Origin of the sequence: Sphingomonas sp. IC-56, from assembly GCF_021043375.1 — a bacterium.
Taxonomy (GTDB): Bacteria; Pseudomonadota; Alphaproteobacteria; order Sphingomonadales; family Sphingomonadaceae; genus Sphingomonas.
This window is the reverse complement of record NZ_JAJNDV010000012.1, coordinates 22,234-40,642: the sequence shown is the minus strand read 5'-3', so window position 1 is coordinate 40,642 and position 18,409 is coordinate 22,234. Positions and strand designations below refer to the sequence as shown.

Genomic DNA, 18,409 nt, shown 5'->3' with positions numbered 1-18,409 from the left:
CCGCGCCTGCGCAGTCGGTGTCGCTACGTCGCGATCAGTCCTTGTTGAAGGCCGCGACGATCCTGAGCTTGACCTCGTCGGAGACGACCGGGATGCCATAACCGACGCCGAAGTCGCTGCGCTTGATCGATCCCTTGGCCTCAAAGCCGACCGCTTCCTTGCCGCCCATCTGCGCGGGTGCCTTGCCGGCGCCGTAGAAGGACGCGTCGAGCGTCACGGGCTTGGTCACGCCGTTAAGGGTCAGGTTGCCGGTGACCTTGGCGGTCTGGCCGGTAGCGACCACGCGGGTCGACACGAAGCGAGCATCGGCGGGGTTGGCGCCGAAGAAGTCGGCCTTGCCGCCGGCCTGCGCCGCGCGCAGCAGGTGCGCGGTGAGGCCGCTGCTTGCGGTGGTGACCTTCGACACCGGGATCGTCACGTCGACCTTGGCGGCCGACAGGTTCTTCGGGTCGAGCGTCAGCGTGCCCGAGACATCGCCGAAGATGCCGAAATAGGGGGTGAAGCCGAGATGGTCGACGGTCCACTCGACCAGCGTATGGCCGGGGTCGGCGGTGTAGCTGCCCGCGGTAACGAGCGCGGGATTCTTCGAGCCCGGCACCTGCATCGCCTGCTGGGCGACGAGCGGGGCGGCAAGGGCGAGCGTGGCGGCGAGTGCGATGAAGCGGACGCGCATGGAAACCTCCTATTTGGGAGGTCGAAATGTCGATCGAATCGTTGCGCCGGTCAAACGGCAAGTTGGAAACCGAGGGTTTCCGCCCCACCGCCAACCTGTTCCCCGGGCCTCCGCCGGGGAACAGCATCGCCGCCGCGTTCAGTTCTTGTCCTTGTCCACCAGCTTGTTGGCGCCGATCCAGGGCATCATCGCGCGCAACTCGCTGCCGACCTGCTCGATCTGGTGGCGCTTGGCCGCGGCGCGGCTGGCCTTGAGTTCGGGCTGGCCCGCGCGGTTGTCGAGCACGAAGTCCTTTACGAAGCGCCCCGACTGAATGTCGGCGAGCACGCGCTTCATTTCTTTCTTGGTCTCTTCGGTGATGATGCGCGGGCCGGTCTTGATGTCGCCGTACTCGGCGGTGTTCGAGATCGAGTAGCGCATGTTGGCGATGCCGCCCTCATACATCAGGTCGACGATCAGCTTGAGCTCGTGCAAGCACTCGAAATAGGCCATTTCCGGCGCGTAGCCCGCTTCGACCAGCGTCTCGAACCCGGCCTGGATCAGCGCGGTAGCGCCGCCGCACAACACGGCCTGCTCGCCGAACAGGTCGGTTTCGCACTCCTCACGGAAGTTGGTCTCGATGATGCCCGAGCGGCCGCCGCCGACGCCGCTCGCATAGGCGAGCGCGATGTCGTGCGCGTTGCCGCTGGCATCCTGGTGGATGGCGATCAGGCAGGGGACGCCGCCGCCGCGGGCGTACTCGCTACGCACGGTGTGCCCCGGGCCCTTGGGGGCGATCATGATCACGTCGATGTCCGCCGGTGGTTCGATCAGGCCGAAATGCACGTTGAGGCCGTGGGCGAAGGCGAGCGCGGCGCCGGGTTTGAGGTTGCCTTTCAAGTCCGCTTCGTAGATCGCTGCCTGGTGCTCGTCGGGAGCCAGGATCATCAGGATGTCTGCCCAACCGGCCGCTTCCTGGTTGCTCATCACCTTGAAGCCGGCGCCTTCCGCCTTCTTGGCCGAGGGCGAGCCGGCGCGCAGCGCAATCGCGATGTTCTGCACGCCGCTGTCGCGCAGGTTCTGCGCGTGGGCGTGGCCCTGGCTGCCATAGCCGAGGATGGCAATGTTCTTGGACGAGATCAGGTTCAGATCGGCGTCGCGATCATAATAGACACGCATGGTAGTGAAGTTCCCCCTTCGGGTGATGTGGAACGGTTCAGGCGGGCTCGGCACCGCGCGAGATCGCGACGATGCCGGTGCGGGCGACTTCGACCAGGCCGACTTCGCGCATCAGTTCGACGAACTTGTCGATCTTGTCCGGGCCGCCGGTGACTTCGAACACGAAGCTGGCGATGGTCGCGTCGACCACGCGGGCGCGGTAGACTTCGGCGAGGCGCAGCGCCTCGATGCGGTGGTCGCCGGTGCCGGCGACCTTCACCAGCGCCAGCTCGCGTTCGACATGGGGGCCGAGCGCGGTCAGGTCGGTGACCTTGTGCACGGGCACCAGCCGCTCAAGCTGGGCGATGATCTGTTCCATCACGTGCGCCGAGGCAGAGGTGACGATGGTGATTCGCGACACCGCCTCGTCCTCGGTGATGTCGGTCACCGTGAGGCTTTCGATGTTGTAGCCGCGCGCGGTGAAGAGGCCTGCGATCCTTGCGAGGATGCCGGGCTCGTTGTCGACGATCACGGCAAGGGTATGCCGCTCGCGCTGTTCTTCCTTGATGTGCATGCGCTTAGACCAGTGCCTTGGCTTCGTCGTCCATCTCGCCGGAGACTTCATTTGCCTGGAGAATCATGTCGGTATGCGCTGCTCCACTGGGAATCATCGGGAAGCAGTTTGCCAGCTTGGCCACGCGGCAATCGACCAAGACGGGGCCGTCATGGGCCAGCATCTGGTCGACGCTGACAGCGAGGTCGGAAAGGCGGTCGATGCGGATGCCCTTCCAACCGTAAGCCTCTGCAAGCTTTACGAAATCTGGCAGCGCGTCGCTATAGCTCTCCGAATAGCGGGACTGATAGGTCAGCTCCTGCCACTGGCGCACCATTCCCATATACTCATTGTTTAATATGAAGATTTTGACTGGCAGCCGGTATTGGGTCGCCGTCGCCAGCTCCTGAATGTTCATCTGAATCGAGGCTTCGCCGGCGATATCGATCACCAATGCGTCGGGATTGCCCAATTGCGCGCCGATCGCGGCTGGCAGGCCATAGCCCATCGTCCCCAATCCTCCCGAGGTGAGCCACTTGTTGGGCGCCTCGAAACCGAAATGCTGGGCGGCCCACATCTGGTGCTGTCCGACTTCGGTGGTGATGATCGGCTGGCGGTGCTTGGTCGCCTCGTACAGCGCGCGGATCGCGCGCTGCGGCATGATGACTTCGCCGCGATCCTCGAAACCCAGACAGTCTGCCGCGCGCCAGCCCTCGATCCGCCGCCACCATTCGGACAGGTCGGGCTTGGGATGGCCGCGCGTCTTCCAAGCGTCCACCATCGCGCGCAGCGCCGATCCCGCATCGGCGATGATCGGCAAGTCGACCCGGACATTCTTGTTCACGCTGGAGCGGTCGATATCGATATGGACCTTGCGCGCATGCGGGGCGAAGGCGTCGAGCCGCCCGGTGACACGGTCATCGAAGCGCGAGCCGACCGCGATGATCAGGTCGGCCTTGTTCATCGCCCAATTGGCTTCGTAGGTGCCGTGCATGCCCAGCATCCCCAGCCATTGCGGCGAGGAAGCGGGAAGGGCGCCCAGGCCCATCAACGTGGAGGTCACCGGCGCGCCGGTCATCGCGACCAGCTCGCGCAGCAGCTGCGACGCTTCAGGACCCGAATTGATGATGCCGCCGCCGGTGTAGAAGACCGGGCGCTCGGCCGCGGCGAGCATGTCCACGACCTGCTCGATCAGCGCGGGATCAGGCTCGGTTTGCGGGCGATAGGTCTTGTGCCGGATCGGCCCGGGCTGGGTGTACGCGGCGGTCGCGACCTGGACGTCCTTGGGGATGTCGATCACGACCGGACCGGGGCGGCCCGCGGTGGCGATGTAGAAGGCTTCTCGCACCGTGTCGGCGAGACGCGCTGGGTCCTTCACCAGGTAATTGTGCTTGGAACAGTGGCGGGTGATGCCAACCGTATCCGCTTCCTGGAACGCATCGGTGCCGATCAGGGCGGTGGGGACCTGTCCGGTGATGACGACCATCGGGATCGAGTCGAGCAGCGCGTCGGTGATGCCGGTGACGGCATTGGTCGCGCCGGGGCCCGAAGTGACGAGCACGACGCCGGGCTTGCCGGTCGAACGGGCATAGCCCTCTGCGGCATGGGTCGCGGCCTGTTCGTGGCGGACCAAGATGTGGCGGATGCGCTCTTGCTTGAACAGCGCGTCGTAGATGGGAAGCACCGCGCCGCCCGGATAGCCGAACACGACCTCCACACCGAGGTCGGTCAGCGCCTCGATCAGGATGTCGGCTCCGCTCTTCTCGGTAGTCACTGTGGCTTCCTTTGCGTTCGCGTGTGCAGCAAGGCTGCGGGAGCGGCCTGCTAGCTGCACGAAAACTGCGCGTCAAGCTTTATATAGACAATAATCTTTCAAATTGGTCCATGAGCCTGTTTGTTTCTGTCTCGTATACGCGCGGCCAGCTGGCAGGTGGCTGGCGGCGGAACCAGGTATATTGGCGCTTTGCGTACTGGCGGCTGGCCAGGGCGCCATGCGCGACCGCCGTCTCCTCATCGATGTCGCCGGCAAGCAGCGCCCGCATCTCCGGCACCCCGATCGCGCGCAGGATCGGAGCGTCGTCGGGGATGTCGGTGCGCGCGAGCAGCGCGGCAGCTTCGTCACGGCCCGCATCCACCATGATCCGGAAGCGGCGGTCGATCCGTTCCCCCAGCCAGTCGCGGTCCGGCAGCAGGATTAGCGGGGCGAGGTGTATCTCGCCGGCGATGCCGCCATGCCGGTCGGCCTGCCAAGCGGCGAGCGGCTTGCCGGTCGAGCGGACGACTTCGAGCGCGCGCGCGATGCGAGTGGTGTCGGCGGGATTGAGGCGCGCGGCGGCTGGCGCGTCGAGCGCCTGGAGCTGGGCATGCGCTTCGGCAACCGGCAGCGCGCGGACTTCGGTGCGGATGGTGGGGTCGATCTCAGGCACCGGGGCGATGCCGTCGAGCAGCGTGCGCAGATACATGCCGGTGCCGCCGACCAGGATCGGCAGCCGGTCCTGTGCATGCGCTTGCGCGATCGCCGCGCGCGCTTCGGCGGCCCAGCGCGCGGCGGAATAGGCGTCGGCGCCGTCGACATGGCCGAACAGGCGGTGGGGGACTTGCGCTTCTTCCTCGGCGCTGGGGCGAGCGGTGAGGATGCGCAGATCGGCGTAGACCTGCATCGAATCCGCGTTGATCACGGTGCCGCGATGCTTGTGCGCCAGCGCCAGTGCGAGCGCGGACTTGCCGCTGGCGGTCGGCCCTGCGATGAGCGCGACCGTTGGGAGCGAGGGGGTCACCTCCTCACCTCCGTTCGTGCTGAGCTTGTCGAAGCACCGTTCTTCTTCGCGGGTGCGGCGCAAGGACGGCCCTTCGACGAGCTCAGGTCGAATGGGGTCGGGGGGCGCCGTATGAATAAGGAGCTCGGTGTGTACATCGCGACGTTGATAGCAGACGGTCTCTCCGCTGGGCAGCTTCAGGAAGCATCCGACCGGCTGGCGAGCGCTGGATGCGCTCCCCAGGGCTGGGACTGGATCGATGCGGGACAGGCGGCGGACCTGCGCTTTGCGTCGCAGCCGCAAGCCGCGCGGGCGGCATTGGAAGGTGCGTTCGCTGCCACCGATGTGATCGTTCAGGGTGCAGCCGGGCGCGAGAAGAAGCTGCTGGTCGCCGACATGGATTCGACCATGATCACCGTCGAATGCATCGACGAGCTGGCCGACTATGCTGGGATCAAGGCCGAAGTGGCCAAGGTGACCGAGCGGGCCATGCGCGGCGAACTGGACTTCGCCGCGGCGCTGGACGCGCGGGTGGCGCTGCTCAAGGATTTGGACGAGGCAGCGATCGACCGCTGCCTGGCCGAGCGGGTGCAGCTGTCACCCGGCGCCGAGACACTGGTGAAGACGATGCGCGCGCGCGGCAGCCTGACCGTCCTGGTTTCAGGCGGCTTCACGCGCTTTGCAGAGCCGGTGGGCGAGCGGCTGGGCTTCGAGCGGGTGATCGCCAACCGGCTGGAGATCGATGGGGGCACGCTGACGGGCACCGTGGCCAAGCCGATCGTCGACAGCGCTACCAAGGAAACCACGCTGGTGAACGCGCTGACCGAGCGCGCCCTGACCGCGGAAGCGGCGTTGGCGGTCGGCGACGGGGCCAACGACCTGGCAATGATCCGCCGCGCCGGGATGGGCGTGGCGTATCGCGCCAAGCCGATTGTGGCGGCCGCCGCAGGGGTGCGGCTCGACCATGCGCCGCTGCATGCGCTGCTTTGGGCGCAAGGGCTGCCGATGCGGGAATGGGTGCGGTAGCGGGCAGGCCGAGTTGCAGCTGCCGGGCCTGCCGCTTCGATCAATTCGCTAAGCGGATGTCGGACCGGCCGGTGCTTCCGAAGCCTTCGGTCGCCAGCACCTGATAGTTCATGGTGCCGAGCTTCAGGCCATGCTTGCGCCATGCGGCGACATGGTTGGCGAAGGTGATGGTTTGCGGTGTGCCCAGCGGCCGCTTGGCGGTTCGCACGCTCCAATATTGGTAGAAGGTCGCAGTGCCTGCGATGGAGGGCTGATTGACCCGCTGTGTACGGTAGATGCGGTAGGTGCCGCCGTCGCTGGTCACTTCGCCAAGCGGAACCGCCTCTGGCCCAGGCGGGGTGAACTGCGTGCCCCAGCTGTCGACGACATAATATTCGATCAGCGGGTCGGTCGACCAGCCATAGAGCGTGAGATAGCCGTTCCTGCCCGGCTCAAAGGCGCGCGCGGTGTAGCGCACGACGCGGTCGAGTGATCCGGTCTTCCAACCCGTGCCGGCGACAAGGTTTCCGCGCTCACCCAAATCCCATTTGACCGTGTAGGCGCCGCTTTGCCCCAGCGTCATGCAGCCGGACCCGGTGTCGTGCCAGAAGGTGAAGAAGCGGCCCTGATGCATGCCCGTGGCGTTGCTGCAAACGGTGCGGGTGTCAGCTACGACGGCAAGGGTGGCGATCGCCACCAGGGCGGCTTTGACGAAAACAGACATGGGGCTCTCCGCAGATGGGCCGGGATTAGCATGGCGGCACGCCCGGTTCTATCTATTGAAGGGCAGGCTGCCCGTCGCTGCTGCCCTGGAGGCGCGGAACCGTTTCGCAGGCGTGCTGTTTCTTCGCGCATGGCGGAAGATCCCAAGAGCGTAGGCGATATCCTGGACCGGCTGGAGGAGCTGGCGAACGAGGACGACAAGGTTTCACTCGGCGACGTGGTCGAGGCACTGGGCAACCGCAGCCAGGGGCCGTTCCTGCTGGTACCGGCGCTGGTGGAGATCTCGCCGCTTGGCGGTATTCCGGGCTTTCCGACCGCGATCGCCCTCGTGATCGTGCTGATCGCGGTGCAGATCGTGCTCGGGCGCAAGCATTTGTGGCTGCCCAAATTCCTGTCCAACCGCGCGCTGTCGAGCGAGAAGGTGTGCAAGGCGACAGGCAAGCTGCGCGGGCTGGCGCGGTTCATGGACCGATGGTTCCACGGGCGCTTGCCGGCGCTGACCAAGGGGCCCTTCGTGCGGGTGGCGGCGGGGGCGTGCATCCTGCTGGCCTGCACGGTGCCGCCGCTGGAGCTGCTGCCCTTTGCCACCACCGCGCCGATGGCGGCGATCGCCGCGTTCGGGCTGGCGCTGCTCGTGCGTGACGGGCTGTTGATGATCGTGGCAATGGTGCTGACGCTGGTTGCGGTCGGCGTCGGTGTTGGGATGCTCGGATCGGGCGGCGCTCAGTAGCCCAGCCAGATCCGCAGCGGGTTGGCGGGGTTGGCGAGCAGCCTGGCGGTGAGGGCCAGCGACATGATTACGAGCAACGGGCGCACGCCCCGGCCGCCGAAGCGCATTGCGGAGTGCGCGCCGAGCTGATTGCCCGCCACGGAGGCTGCGGCCATGGCGAGGCCCAGGATCCAGAGCACCTTGCCCGACACGATCAGCACCAGCAGCCCGGCGATGTTGCTGGCGAAGTTCAGGAACTTGGCATGCGCAATCGCGCGGACCAGGCCAAGCCCTGCCAGCGCGACCAGCGCGGTGGTGAAGAACGATCCGGTCCCGGGGCCGAAGAACCCGTCATAGAAGCCGATCGCGGCGAGCAGGAGCAGCAGCGCCACCGGGCCCAGGCGGGCGTGGCGGTCCTCCTCGCTCATGCGCGGGGCGAGCAGGAAATAGAGCGCCATCGCGACCAGCAGCAGCGGCATCAGCGCGGAGAGGAAGGACGAATCCACCGACTGGAGCACATACGCGCCGAGTGCGGAGCCGAGGAACACGCAGAGCGCGGGAACGCGGAAGCGGCGGAAGTCGATATGCCCCTTGCGCGCGAAGGCGAGGAACGCGCCGCCGGTGCCGCAGCTGCTCTGGAGCTTGTTGGTGGCGATCGCCGAAACCGGCGGGATGCCCGCGGCGAGCAGTGCGGGCAGCGTCAGCAAGCCCCCGCCGCCGGCCAGCGCGTCGATAAAGCCGGCGACAAAGGCGACCGCGGCCAGGCCGGCGATGAGTTGGAAGGGGAGGTCCATCGCCTCCCCTTAAGCGGATGCGCTCAGCGGTTGAAGGTGAAGCTGAGCGACACGCCGCCCGAGAGCTGGTTGCGCGAGCCATAGGCGCGGGTGATCGGCGAGTCGGCAGCATCGGCGACCAGCCGGTCATACTTCACATAGCCATAGACGCCCCAGCGGTCGGTCAGCTGGTACAGGCCCGTGGCGCTGGCGCCCACCGCATGGACGCCGCCATCGGGACGGAACTGCGGCAGCCCGGTCGCCGCCGATTCGCGCCCATCGACGCTGAAATAGGCGCGCTGATACTTGCCGTCTGAAATCGAAACCCGCGGTCCGATCGAGAAGAGCCAGCGGTCAGCGTCGCGCACCACGTAATCGACGTTGATGTTGCTGACCAACCCGCGATGGCCGGTGACGCCCTGGCGCACCTCGCCATAGGCGCGCAGCTGCGGCGTGATCCAGGCCTGGGCGAAACCGCCCAGCTCGAAGGAGACGCCGACCTCGTCGATGGGCGCGCCTACTTCCTCGCGGCGGCGGCTGCCCTCGAAATTGGCGGCGGGGCCGAAAGCGAAGTTGCCGTCGCGGAGCAGCGGGATGTTGATGTTCTCGTCAGCCGCTTCAAAGTCGAACGTCTCGCCGGCATCTGCCCGCGACACGTCGATCAGCGGGCGCAGATTGTGCTCGTCCGAACCCGGATAGCTCGGCACCAGTTGCGGGCCCAGTGCCAGGCGGAAGCGGCGCGACTCCTGCTGCTCCTGCGCATGGGCGAGCCCGGGGGCGAGGAGGGCGAAGGCTGCTGCAAAAGCGGCCGGAAGCGCGTGGCTGTTCATGGAAGCGAGCGTTACAGAAGCTGCGCGTTCACGCAATGATTTACGTTTAGCGCGCGACCGGCACGCACGGGCTGACCCGGCCACAGGCGGCGGCGGCCTCAGCGCGCGAGCCATACGGACCGACCAGCAGCTTGGTGAGGCTGCCGGCCTTCACGTAATAAGGCTGGCGTCCGGCGAAGCGGCCCGAGACCTGTGACCAGAGCCTGCGCGCGTTGCCAGGATCGCCGAACGCGCCGACCTGGACGCGCCAGCCACCGTCCCGCGCGGGTGCCGGGCGCGTGGCTGCAGGGCGAGCCGGGGCCGGGCGCTCAGCTTCAGGCTTGGCGGTCACCGGCGCCGGCCGCGGCGATGAAGCGCGCGGCGGGGGGGTGCGGACTGGGGCTTCCGTCTCTGCGACCTGCACGGGCGGAAGCGGGCGGGGACCTCGGCTGTAATCCTGTTCCATGCGGCGGGCGAGCGCCTGGCCCTTTTGCCGATCATCGAGCGGCACATATTTGTCCATCTGCGCCAGCGCCTTGGACGCGGCGTCGAGCCCGGCCTGCGACGCGCGCACGGTCAGCGCATAGGCGCGCACCCAATCCTTGGTCGCGCCGTCGCCGTTGAACAGCATGATGCCGAGGACATATTGCGCACGGGCGTCGCCACGCGCGACCGCGCGCTCGAGCCAGGACAGTGCCTCGCTGCGCCGGCCATTCTCGAACAAGGCGAGGCCGTAATTGGCCTCGGCCTGTTCATGGCCCTGGCGCGCCGCGCGGCCATACCATTGTTCTGCCATCGCCAGATCGACGGGCACGCCACGGCCCAGCTTATACGCTTGGCCCAGGTTGAACTGCGCATCGGCATTGCCCGCGGTGGCGGCGCCACGCCAGCGATCCACCGCTGTGCGGTAATCGCCGCGCTCATACGCATCGACGCCCGCCTTTACGGCATCATCCTGGGCAAGCACCGGCGCAGCCACGAGCAGGCCAGCAGCGGCCACAAGCATCGGCAAGAGCTTCATCACTTAGTCCACCCCACAGGCCCGGACCGCCACCATTGTGGCACGCGTGCCGACGCCTTGTTCCTAAAATGCCAGTTAACCGGGATTTGGCAAAGATTTCCTTATCCATGGTTCGGCGGCTGCCAAGCCGCGCGAGTGGACCCCGTTAACCTGTTCTTATCGCACGCCATGGCATTGGGGAGGCTGCACTTACCAAGGGATCTAGGCTTCATGCGCGTTCTGGCGATGGCATCGCAGAAAGGCGGGTCCGGCAAGACCACGTTGAGCGGGCACCTGGCGGTGCAGGCACAGCTGGCTGGTCACGGACCCGTGGTCCTGATCGACATCGATCCGCAAGGATCGCTGTCCGACTGGTGGAACGAACGCGACAGCGATCTGCCTGCCTTTGCGCAGACCACGGTCGGGCGGCTCGCCGCCGATCTGGAGGTGCTGCGCCAGCAGGGTTTCAAGCTGGCCGTGATCGACACGCCGCCGGCCATCACCATGGCGATCCAGAGCGTGATCCAGGTGGCCGAACTGATCGTGATCCCAACGCGTCCAAGCCCGCACGACCTGCGCGCCGTGGGCGCGACGGTCGACCTGTGCGAGCGCGCGGGCAAGCCGCTGATCTTCGTCGTGAACGCCGCGACTGCCAAGGCGCGCATCACCTCCGAAGCGGCGGTGGCGCTGTCGCAGCATGGCACGGTGGCACCGATCACCCTGCATCACCGCACCGATTTCGCCGCGTCGATGATCGATGGCCGCACCGTCATGGAAACCGATCCGCGCGGCAAGTCCGCCGCCGAAGTTACGGCGCTGTGGACCTATATCTGCGACCGGCTGGAAAAGAACTTCCGCCGCACTGTATTCACTCCGCCCACGGCAGTGGCGCAGTTCGGTGCCGTCCGCCCGGCGAGCGGCTTTGGCCGCCGCGTCGTGAGCTGAGGGCGCAGCGATGATCAGCAACCCCAAGCCGATGGCCTCGCTGTCCTCCAACCTGCTTGCCCGCAAGGGGCAGGCCCGCCCCGCGATGCGGCCGCAAGGCTTTGTCGGATTGAACCCGGCGACAGCGCAGGACGATCTGGGCTGGAACGACATGGGCGACGAGACCCTGTACCCAGTAACCGACGCCGCGCCGGTAGCGGCCCCCAAGCCAGTCGTGCTGCGTCAGCGCGACGTGCTGGGCAAGCGGTTCGCGCAGGCACAGGTGGGAGCAGAAGCAGAGGCAGAAGCGCCGGTCGTCGAAGTGCTCGCACAGGCTGCGCCCGAGCCCGTGGCAGAGCCGAAGCCGAAGCCGGAGCCGGTGGCAGCGTTGCCGAGCGACGCGGTTGCGCAGGTCGCGCGCGAAGTCTCCGCGCGAAAGACCAAGGCGGCATTCACGCTGCGCCTCGACCAGGACCGCCATTTGCGGCTGCGCCTGGCGTCGGTGGTGACGCGCCGATCGGCACAGCAGCTGGTGTGCCAGGCGCTCGATCAATTTCTCGAAACCCTGACCGAAGTCGAGGCGCTCGCGCGCCAGGTCGGCTCCGCCAAGGTCAAGGGGTGAAGGACAGGACCATGAACACCCGCACGATCAAGTTCGGATTTTCCGCGCTGGCACTGGGCGGCATTGCCGTTGCCGGCCTGGCTTCGCAGGGGCTGACCATTTCGGCCTTCGCCGCCGATGCGCCCAGCGCCAAGAAGGCGGCGAGCGAAGCCAAGGCGGCGCGCAAGGCACTGGCCAAGCGCCAGGGCGACGCGGCCGTGCAGCATGCCGAACTGGCAGTGGCGAACGATCCCACCAACGCCGCGTATCGCGCGCTGCTGGGCCAGTCCTACCTGCTCGCCGGGCGGTTCGCGTCGGCGGCGCAGGCGCTAAGCGATGCGCTGACGCTCAACCCGCAGGATGGCGCGGTGGCACTGAACCTCTCGCTGGCCAAGATCGCCCAAGGCGACTGGGCCGGCGCGCGGTCGATGCTTCAGGCCAATGCCGAGCGTATTCCAGCCAGCGACCGGGGGCTGGCCTTTGCGCTGGCCGGCGACCCGGTGACCGCGGTCGACATCCTGATGCCGGCGGCACGCGACGCAAGTGCGACCGCCAAGACCCGCCAGAACCTGGCGCTTGCCATGGCGCTGACCGGGCGGTGGAAGGAAGCCGCCGAGATTGCGTCGATGGACATGTCGCCCGACCAGCTGCAGACGCGGATCGGCGAATGGATGCAGTTCGCGCGCCCGACCAATGCCTATGATCAGGTCGCCTCGCTGCTCAACGTACGCCCGGTGCAGGACGCCGGCCAGCCGGTAGCGCTGGCACTGTCGCAGCAGCCCGGGATCGCCGTAGCGGCCGCCGCACCGGCGCCGTCGTCGGTGGATCAGTTCATGCCAGGCGTGCCGGCCGATGCGCCTGCCGTGGTAGCGCAGGCCACGCCGGTCGAGGCACCCGTCGAAGCCGCACCCGAGCCGGTGCAGGTCGCCGGCACCGGGCCGCAAGTGGTATTCGGTGCACGCGCCGAAATGGTGCAGCCGGTTGCCGCCGCACCGGTGCGTGCCGCTGCCATCCGTGCGGAACCCGCGCGTGCGGCCAAGCCGGTGCGCGTGGCCAAGGCTACCGCGCAGAAGCCGGCGGAGGCGCGGACCACGCGCCAGCCGGGCAATTACTACGTCCAGCTCGGCGCGTATGAAAACGCTGCCGTCGCCCGCGATGGCTGGGCGCGCTATGCGCGGCGGGTGCCGGCGCTGACCGGTGTGACGCCGCAGGGCATGAACGTGTCGACCCGCGCGGGCAATTTCTACCGCCTGTCGGTCGGCGGCTTCGCCCGCCAGGACGCGGCAGCCCTATGCGGTCAGGTGAAAGCAAAGGGCGGCATCTGCTTCGTGCGGGCACAGGCCGGCGACCAGGTCGCGGCTTGGGTCAAAGGCCGGATGCAGGTGGCTTCGCGCTGAGCTTCTACGCCCAAGCTTGATCTGAAACGGCCGGGGCGAACACCCCGGCTGTTTTCGTTGGAACGACGTCAATCGTCTCCTGCGATTCCTGAACTGCTACGACCTGCCCTCCGCGCTCGATTAGCGATGATCATGTCCCTGATGTAAGCCGGTTCGTGCGAACGCTGTCGCGCAGGGGTGATTGGCGCGCCCGGCTGGATTCGAACCAGCGGCCCCAAGCTTAGAAGGCTCGTGCTCTATCCAACTGAGCTACGGGCGCGTGCGGCGCTGCACTAGCGCGGATTGCACTGGAGCGGAACCAGTATCATACCCGCTGGATGACCCAGCAGGCAGCACGGCCAGCACCGGTCGCCGCGCGCGACCTGGCGGGCGGCCAATTCCGGTATTACGACGTCGTGATGGCGGCGTTTGTCGCCATCCTGCTGCTGTCCAACGTGCTGGGAGCGGGCAAGGTCGCGCAGATCTGGCTGCCGGGGCTTGGCTATTGGCCGTTCGGCGCGGGCATCCTGTTTTTCCCGGTGTCCTACGTCATCGGCGACGTGCTGACCGAGGTATATGGCTATGCCCGGGCCCGCCGCGTGATCTGGGCGGGAACCGCGGCCGTGCTGTTCATGGCGCTGATGTCTTGGGTGGTGGTCGCACTCCCGCCCGCGCCCGACTGGCAGAACCAGGCGGCGTACCAGGCGATCTTCGGTCAGGTGCCACGCATCGTGCTCGCGTCGGTTTGCGCCTTCTGGGCCGGGGAGTTCGTCAATTCCTACGTGCTCGCGCGCATGAAGCTGTTGACGCAGGGGCGCATGCTCTGGGCGCGCACCATCGGCTCCACGGTTGCAGGGCAGGGGATCGACAGCCTGATCTTCTACCCGCTAGCGTTCCTGGGGGCGGCGGGGTGGACGACCGATCTGGTGCTGACGGTGCTGTTCACCCAATGGGCGCTCAAGGTGGGCTGGGAAGTGATCCTCACGCCCGTGACGTACCTGGTGGTCGGCTTCCTGAAGCGGCGGGAGGGCGTGGACGTATATGACCGCGGAACCGACTTCACGCCCTTTGCGGCGCGTGTTTAAGCACTGGCGCGGTCATCCGCCTGAGCGGAGGAGCACGCCAGATCAGGCGACGGCGTGCAGCAGACCCTCGAACAGGCGGCGGCCATCGGTGCCGCCATGTGCGGCTTCGATGCGCCGCTCCGGGTGCGGCATCATGCCGAGCACATTGCCCGCCTTGTTGAGCAGGCCGGCGATGTTGCGCGCCGAGCCGTTGACGTTCTCGCCATAGCGAAACGCGACTCGGCCTTCGCCTTCGAGGCGGTCGAGCGTGTCGCCGTCGGCAAAATAGTTGCCGTCATGGTGCGCGACCGGGACCGTGATCGACTCGCCGGCTTGATAACCCGCCGTGAAGATCGACTGGTTGTTGTCGACGGTGAGCGCGACGTCGCGGCAGACAAAGTCGAGGCCGGAATTGCGCATCAGCGCACCGGGCAGCAACCCGGTTTCGGTCAGGATCTGGAAGCCATTGCACACGCCGATCACCGGCACGCCCTTTTCGGCGGCACCGATCACGGAGCGCACCACCGGCGAGCGTGCGGCGATGGCACCGCAGCGGAGATAGTCGCCATAGGAAAAGCCGCCGGGAACGGCGATCAGGTCGACGTCCGAAGGAAGGTCGGTGTCACCGTGCCACACCATCTGTGGCTTGGTTCCGGTCACTTCCTCCAGCGCAGTCGCGATGTCGCGATCGCAATTGGAGCCCGGAAAGACGATGACCGCGGACTTCACAGCCGCTCCACCCGGTAATTCTCGATCACCGTGTTGGCGAGCAGCTTGCGGCACATCTCATCGATCGCCTGGTCGGTAGTGCTATCCGCCACATCGAGCTCGAAAATCTTGCCGGCGCGGACATCATCCACGCCGTCAAAGCCGAGGCCGGAAAGCGCGTGCTGGATGGCTTTTCCCTGCGGGTCGAGCACGCCGTTCTTGAGCGAAACGATGATGCGGAGCTTCATGGCCGAGCCCTATGGCGCTGCGGCTCCGGTCTCGCAACCCTTATGCGAGACCGGACCGCGGGATTACTTGCCGCGAAGCTTGCGATGGCTTTCGAGGTCGAGCACCGCCGAATCGGGGCCCTCTGGGAACAGGCCGAGGCGGCGGGCGACTTCCTGATAGGCTTCGACTTCGCCGCCCAGGTCGCGGCGGAAGCGGTCCTTGTCGAGCTTTTCGCCCGACTGGATGTCCCACAGGCGGCAGCCATCGGGGCTGATCTCGTCGGCCAGGATGATGCGGCCGTAATCATTGTCCCAGATCCGCCCGAACTCGAGCTTGAAGTCGACCAGGCGAATGCCGATGCCGGCGAACAGGCCGGACAGGAAGTCGTTCACGCGGATGGCCATGTCGGCCATGTCGTGCAGCTCTTCCTGGGTTGCCCAGCCGAACGCGAGGATGTGCTCGTCGGTGACCATCGGGTCGCCAAGCGCATCGTCCTTGAAGTAATATTCAACGATAGTGCGCGGCAGCGGGGTGCCTTCCTCGATCCCGAGGCGCTTGGACAGCGAGCCGGCGACCACGTTGCGCACGACCACCTCGATCGGCACGATCTCAACTTGGCGAATGAGTTGCTCGCGCATGTTGAGACGGCGGATAAAGTGCGTGGGAATGCCGATCCCGCCCAGCAGCGTGAAGACATGCTCGCTGATGCGGTTGTTGAGCACGCCCTTGCCGTTGATGGTGCCCTTTTTCTGGGCGTTGAAGGCAGTCGCGTCGTCCTTGAAATACTGGATCAGCGTGCCCGGCTCAGGACCCTCGTACAGGATCTTGGCCTTGCCCTCATAGATTTGCCGGCGGCGTGCCATATCGGCCTTTACCCCTGAAAAGCAGCGCCCCGGCGGCGGCACGGGATCGCCGCGCGCCTGCCGGGGCTTGGAAGTCCGGGGGCTATACTGGAACGGTCTCGCAGGTGCAATCACGCTTGGGCGGGTGTTCGCCAATCCCTGTCCCGGGCGGTCGGCGGGAGGTGACAAGGGGGCATTGGCCTCTACATGTTCTCCCTGCTAGACCCCCCATTCCATGACGCTCGACACCGACAATTCCGATGCAACCGGCGACGCCTCTGGCGCGTCGGACGTTCCGTTCGATAGCGCGCTTTCCGAGCGGTACCTGGTATATGCGCTTTCGACGATCACCGCGCGGTCGCTGCCCGATGTCCGCGATGGGCTGAAGCCGGTCCATCGGCGCCTGCTCTGGGCCATGCGGCTGCTGCGGCTGGATCCGGCAAGCGGGTACAAAAAGTGCGCCCGGGTCGTTGGCGACGTTATCGGCAAGTACCACCCGCATGGCGATGCGTCGGTGTACGACGCGATGGTACGCCTCGCGCAGACCTTTGCGCTGCGCTACCCGCTGGTCGACGGACAGGGCAATTTCGGCAACATCGATGGCGATAACGCCGCGGCGTATCGCTATACCGAGGCTCGGCTGACCCAGGTCGCCATCGATCTGATGGACGGGCTGGATGAGAACGCAGTCGATTTCCGTCCCACCTATAATGGCGAGGAGGAAGAGCCCGAACTGTTCCCGGGCATGTTCCCCAACCTGCTGGCCAATGGCGCGGCGGGGATCGCGGTGGGCATGGCGACCAGCATCCCGCCGCACAACGCCGCCGAGATCATGAACGCCGCAGTGGCTCTGATCGACAATCCGTCGGCCAACGTGCTCGACTATGTCCAGGGACCGGACTTCCCGACCGGGGGCATCGTCGCGGACAGCGCGGCGGTGATCGCCGAGGCCTATGCAACCGGCCGCGGCAGCTTCCGGGTGCGGGCCAAGATCGAGCGCATCGCGGAGAAGGGGGGCGGGTGGCACCTGGTGGTCACCGAAATTCCTTATGGCGTGCAGAAGGGTAAGCTGATCGAGGGCATCGCCGCGCTCATCAACGACAAGAAACTGCCGATCCTGGGCGATGTTCGCGACGAATCGGCCGAGGACATTCGGGTCGTGCTGGAGCCGCGCAGCCGCACGGTCAGCGCCGAGGATCTGATCAACAGCCTGTATCGGCTGAGCGACCTCGAAGTCCGGGTGCCGCTCAACCTCAACGTGCTCGACAAGAACCGCACGCCCCGCGTGATGAGCCTGCAGGAGGCGATCGGCGGCTGGCTTGAGCACCAGTTCGTGGTGCTGCGCCGACGTTCCGAGCACCGCTTGAGCAAGATCGCCGACCGGCTGGAACTGGTTGGCGGCTATATCATTGCGTTCCTCAACCTCGATCGCGTGATCGAGATCATTCGCACCGAGGACGAGCCCAAGCCGATCATGATGGCCGAGTTCGAACTCACCGATCGGCAGGCCGAGGCGATCCTCAACATGCGCCTGCGCAGCCTGCGCCGACTGGAGGAGATGGAGCTTCGCCGCGAGCAGGGTGCGCTTGAGAAGGAGCAGGCGGAGCTGCAACTGCTGCTCTCTTCCGAAGGGCGCCAGCGCACCCGCATGAAGCGCGATCTCGCCCGCATGATCGCGCGCTACGGGCTGGAGACGCCACTCGGCAAGCGGCGCACGGACATCAAGGAGGCGGGCCCGACTCGCGAGATCCCGCTCGAAGCGATGATCGAACGCGAACCGATTACGGTCATCCTCTCGCAGCGCGGCTGGATCCGCGCGATGAAGGGGCATGTCGAGCTGGCATCAGCGGACACGGCCAAGTTCAAGGAAGGCGATGGCCCGCTGTTTGCCTTTCATGCGCAGACGACCGACAAGCTGCTGCTCGCTGCCGATAATGGGCGGTTCTACACCTTGTCCGGCGACAAGCTGCCGGGCGGGCGCGGCTTTGGCGAGCCGGTGCGGTTGATGATCGACCTGGAGGGGGAGCGCACGATCGTGAACCTGTTGCCGGCGAGTTCGGGCGCCCGCCTGCTGGTTGCGGCAAGCGACGGGCGCGGCTTCATCGTCAAGGCCGAAGACGTGATCGCCGAGACGCGCAAGGGCAAGCAGGTGATGACACCCCGCGCGGGGGCGCAGCTCAAGATCGTCCGGCAGATCGGCAGCGACGACGATGCCGTCGCGGCCATCGGCGACAATCGCAAGCTGGTGGTTTTCCCGCTTGCCGAAGTGGCGGAGTTGGCCCGGGGGCAGGGCGTGCAGCTACAGCGTTACCGCGACGGCGGGCTTTCCGACGTCATCACCTTCAAGATGGCGGACGGGCTGCGCTGGCGCATGGGTGGCGAGCAGGGGCGGGTGCGTAGCGAGGCGGACGTGTCCCCCTGGCGTGCCGCACGCGGCGCAGCGGGACGGATGCCGCCAACCGGTTTTCCTCGCGACAATCGGTTCTGACGGCACGCTAAATCCCGTGCGGTTCAGGGCGATTTAACCA

At 66.6% G+C, this 18,409-nt stretch carries 19 protein-coding genes and 1 tRNA gene; 7 read left to right on the top strand and 13 right to left on the bottom strand.

All coding sequences use genetic code 11. From position 1 onward, the window contains the following. Nucleotides 1–34: 34 nt before the first annotated feature. The 5 genes from LQ953_RS14735 to miaA form a co-directional block, all read right to left on the bottom strand. Nucleotides 35–673: a YceI family protein gene (locus LQ953_RS14735; protein WP_231031747.1), complete on the bottom strand. Its 639-nt coding sequence runs from the start codon at nucleotides 671–673 to the stop codon at nucleotides 35–37. A gap of 138 nt (nucleotides 674–811) precedes the next feature. Continuing rightward, the gene (ilvC, locus tag LQ953_RS14730) at nucleotides 812–1,831 is read right to left on the bottom strand and encodes a ketol-acid reductoisomerase (RefSeq protein ID WP_231031746.1); all 1,020 of its coding nucleotides are present in this window, start codon (nucleotides 1,829–1,831) and stop codon (nucleotides 812–814) included. Nucleotides 1,832–1,868: 37 nt separating this feature from the next. Beyond that, a complete protein-coding gene (gene ilvN, locus LQ953_RS14725) occupies nucleotides 1,869–2,384 on the bottom strand; it encodes an acetolactate synthase small subunit (RefSeq protein ID WP_231031745.1) in 516 nt (171 codons plus the stop codon). Between the two features lie 4 nt (nucleotides 2,385–2,388). After that, nucleotides 2,389–4,137: an acetolactate synthase 3 large subunit gene (locus tag LQ953_RS14720; protein ID WP_231031744.1), complete on the bottom strand. Its 1,749-nt coding sequence runs from the start codon at nucleotides 4,135–4,137 to the stop codon at nucleotides 2,389–2,391. Nucleotides 4,138–4,216: 79 nt separating this feature from the next. Next, nucleotides 4,217–5,140, bottom strand: a complete 924-nt coding sequence (gene miaA, locus LQ953_RS14715; protein WP_231031743.1) for a tRNA (adenosine(37)-N6)-dimethylallyltransferase MiaA — start codon at nucleotides 5,138–5,140, stop codon at nucleotides 4,217–4,219. Between the two features lie 129 nt (nucleotides 5,141–5,269). Here miaA and serB point away from each other — a divergent pair, with 129 nt between their 5' ends. After that, nucleotides 5,270–6,145, top strand: a complete 876-nt coding sequence (serB, locus tag LQ953_RS14710) for a phosphoserine phosphatase SerB (RefSeq protein WP_231031793.1) — start codon at nucleotides 5,270–5,272, stop codon at nucleotides 6,143–6,145. 40 nt (nucleotides 6,146–6,185) lie between these two features. Here the strand turns inward: serB and LQ953_RS14705 are convergent, their stop codons facing one another. Then, nucleotides 6,186–6,848, bottom strand: coding sequence for a glycoside hydrolase family 11 protein (locus LQ953_RS14705; protein WP_231031741.1), 663 nt, complete (start codon nucleotides 6,846–6,848; stop codon nucleotides 6,186–6,188). A 129-nt stretch (nucleotides 6,849–6,977) separates the two neighbouring features. On the opposite strand from LQ953_RS14705, the gene LQ953_RS14700 reads away from it, so the two are divergent. Then, nucleotides 6,978–7,577 carry an exopolysaccharide biosynthesis protein gene (locus LQ953_RS14700; RefSeq protein WP_231031739.1) on the top strand — a complete coding sequence of 200 codons (600 nt, stop codon included), beginning with the start codon at nucleotides 6,978–6,980 and terminating at the stop codon, nucleotides 7,575–7,577. On the opposite strand, the gene LQ953_RS14695 is transcribed toward LQ953_RS14700, so the two are convergent. The 3 genes from LQ953_RS14695 to LQ953_RS14685 are packed head-to-tail and all read right to left on the bottom strand — an operon-like array spanning nucleotide 7,571 to nucleotide 10,159. After that, nucleotides 7,571–8,350 carry a TSUP family transporter gene (locus tag LQ953_RS14695; RefSeq protein ID WP_231031737.1) on the bottom strand — a complete coding sequence of 260 codons (780 nt, stop codon included), beginning with the start codon at nucleotides 8,348–8,350 and terminating at the stop codon, nucleotides 7,571–7,573. The genes LQ953_RS14700 and LQ953_RS14695 overlap by 7 nt on opposite strands. Nucleotides 8,351–8,373: 23 nt before the next feature. Further along, the gene (locus LQ953_RS14690; protein ID WP_231031736.1) at nucleotides 8,374–9,159 is read right to left on the bottom strand and encodes a MipA/OmpV family protein; all 786 of its coding nucleotides are present in this window, start codon (nucleotides 9,157–9,159) and stop codon (nucleotides 8,374–8,376) included. A gap of 46 nt (nucleotides 9,160–9,205) precedes the next feature. Beyond that, nucleotides 9,206–10,159 (bottom strand): SPOR domain-containing protein, encoded by a 954-nt coding sequence (locus LQ953_RS14685; protein WP_231031734.1) that lies wholly within the window; start codon nucleotides 10,157–10,159, stop codon nucleotides 9,206–9,208. 210 nt (nucleotides 10,160–10,369) lie between these two features. Here LQ953_RS14685 and LQ953_RS14680 point away from each other — a divergent pair, with 210 nt between their 5' ends. Genes LQ953_RS14680 through LQ953_RS14670 form a run of 3 tightly spaced genes read left to right on the top strand, consistent with a single transcriptional unit; the run spans nucleotide 10,370 to nucleotide 13,060 of the window. Further along, entirely contained in the window at nucleotides 10,370–11,083 is a 714-nt protein-coding gene (locus tag LQ953_RS14680; protein ID WP_231031732.1) for a ParA family protein, read from the top strand. A gap of 10 nt (nucleotides 11,084–11,093) precedes the next feature. Beyond that, complete coding sequence (locus tag LQ953_RS14675) at nucleotides 11,094–11,684, top strand: hypothetical protein (protein WP_269141524.1); 591 nt, start codon at nucleotides 11,094–11,096, stop codon at nucleotides 11,682–11,684. An 11-nt stretch (nucleotides 11,685–11,695) separates the two neighbouring features. After that, nucleotides 11,696–13,060, top strand: a complete 1,365-nt coding sequence (locus LQ953_RS14670; protein ID WP_231031730.1) for an SPOR domain-containing protein — start codon at nucleotides 11,696–11,698, stop codon at nucleotides 13,058–13,060. A 182-nt stretch (nucleotides 13,061–13,242) separates the two neighbouring features. Here the strand turns inward: LQ953_RS14670 and LQ953_RS14665 are convergent. Beyond that, nucleotides 13,243–13,319, bottom strand: a tRNA-Arg gene (locus LQ953_RS14665). 58 nt (nucleotides 13,320–13,377) lie between these two features. Here LQ953_RS14665 and LQ953_RS14660 point away from each other — a divergent pair. After that, a complete protein-coding gene (locus tag LQ953_RS14660) occupies nucleotides 13,378–14,124 on the top strand; it encodes a queuosine precursor transporter (RefSeq protein WP_231031727.1) in 747 nt (248 codons plus the stop codon). Between the two features lie 42 nt (nucleotides 14,125–14,166). Here LQ953_RS14660 and purQ read toward each other — a convergent pair whose 3' ends face one another. The 3 genes from purQ to purC form a co-directional block, all read right to left on the bottom strand. Continuing rightward, complete coding sequence (gene purQ, locus LQ953_RS14655) at nucleotides 14,167–14,832, bottom strand: phosphoribosylformylglycinamidine synthase subunit PurQ (protein ID WP_231031725.1); 666 nt, start codon at nucleotides 14,830–14,832, stop codon at nucleotides 14,167–14,169. Continuing rightward, the gene (gene purS, locus LQ953_RS14650; protein WP_231031723.1) at nucleotides 14,829–15,059 is read right to left on the bottom strand and encodes a phosphoribosylformylglycinamidine synthase subunit PurS; all 231 of its coding nucleotides are present in this window, start codon (nucleotides 15,057–15,059) and stop codon (nucleotides 14,829–14,831) included. The genes purQ and purS overlap by 4 nt, the downstream gene beginning before the upstream one ends. 63 nt (nucleotides 15,060–15,122) lie before the next feature. Next, a complete protein-coding gene (gene purC / locus LQ953_RS14645) occupies nucleotides 15,123–15,902 on the bottom strand; it encodes a phosphoribosylaminoimidazolesuccinocarboxamide synthase (RefSeq protein ID WP_231031721.1) in 780 nt (259 codons plus the stop codon). 214 nt (nucleotides 15,903–16,116) lie between these two features. Between purC and parC the strand changes: the two genes are divergently transcribed. After that, on the top strand, nucleotides 16,117–18,369 hold the full coding sequence (gene parC, locus LQ953_RS14640) for a DNA topoisomerase IV subunit A (RefSeq protein WP_231031720.1): 2,253 nt from the start codon (nucleotides 16,117–16,119) through the stop codon (nucleotides 18,367–18,369). Nucleotides 18,370–18,409: the final 40 nt, after the last annotated feature.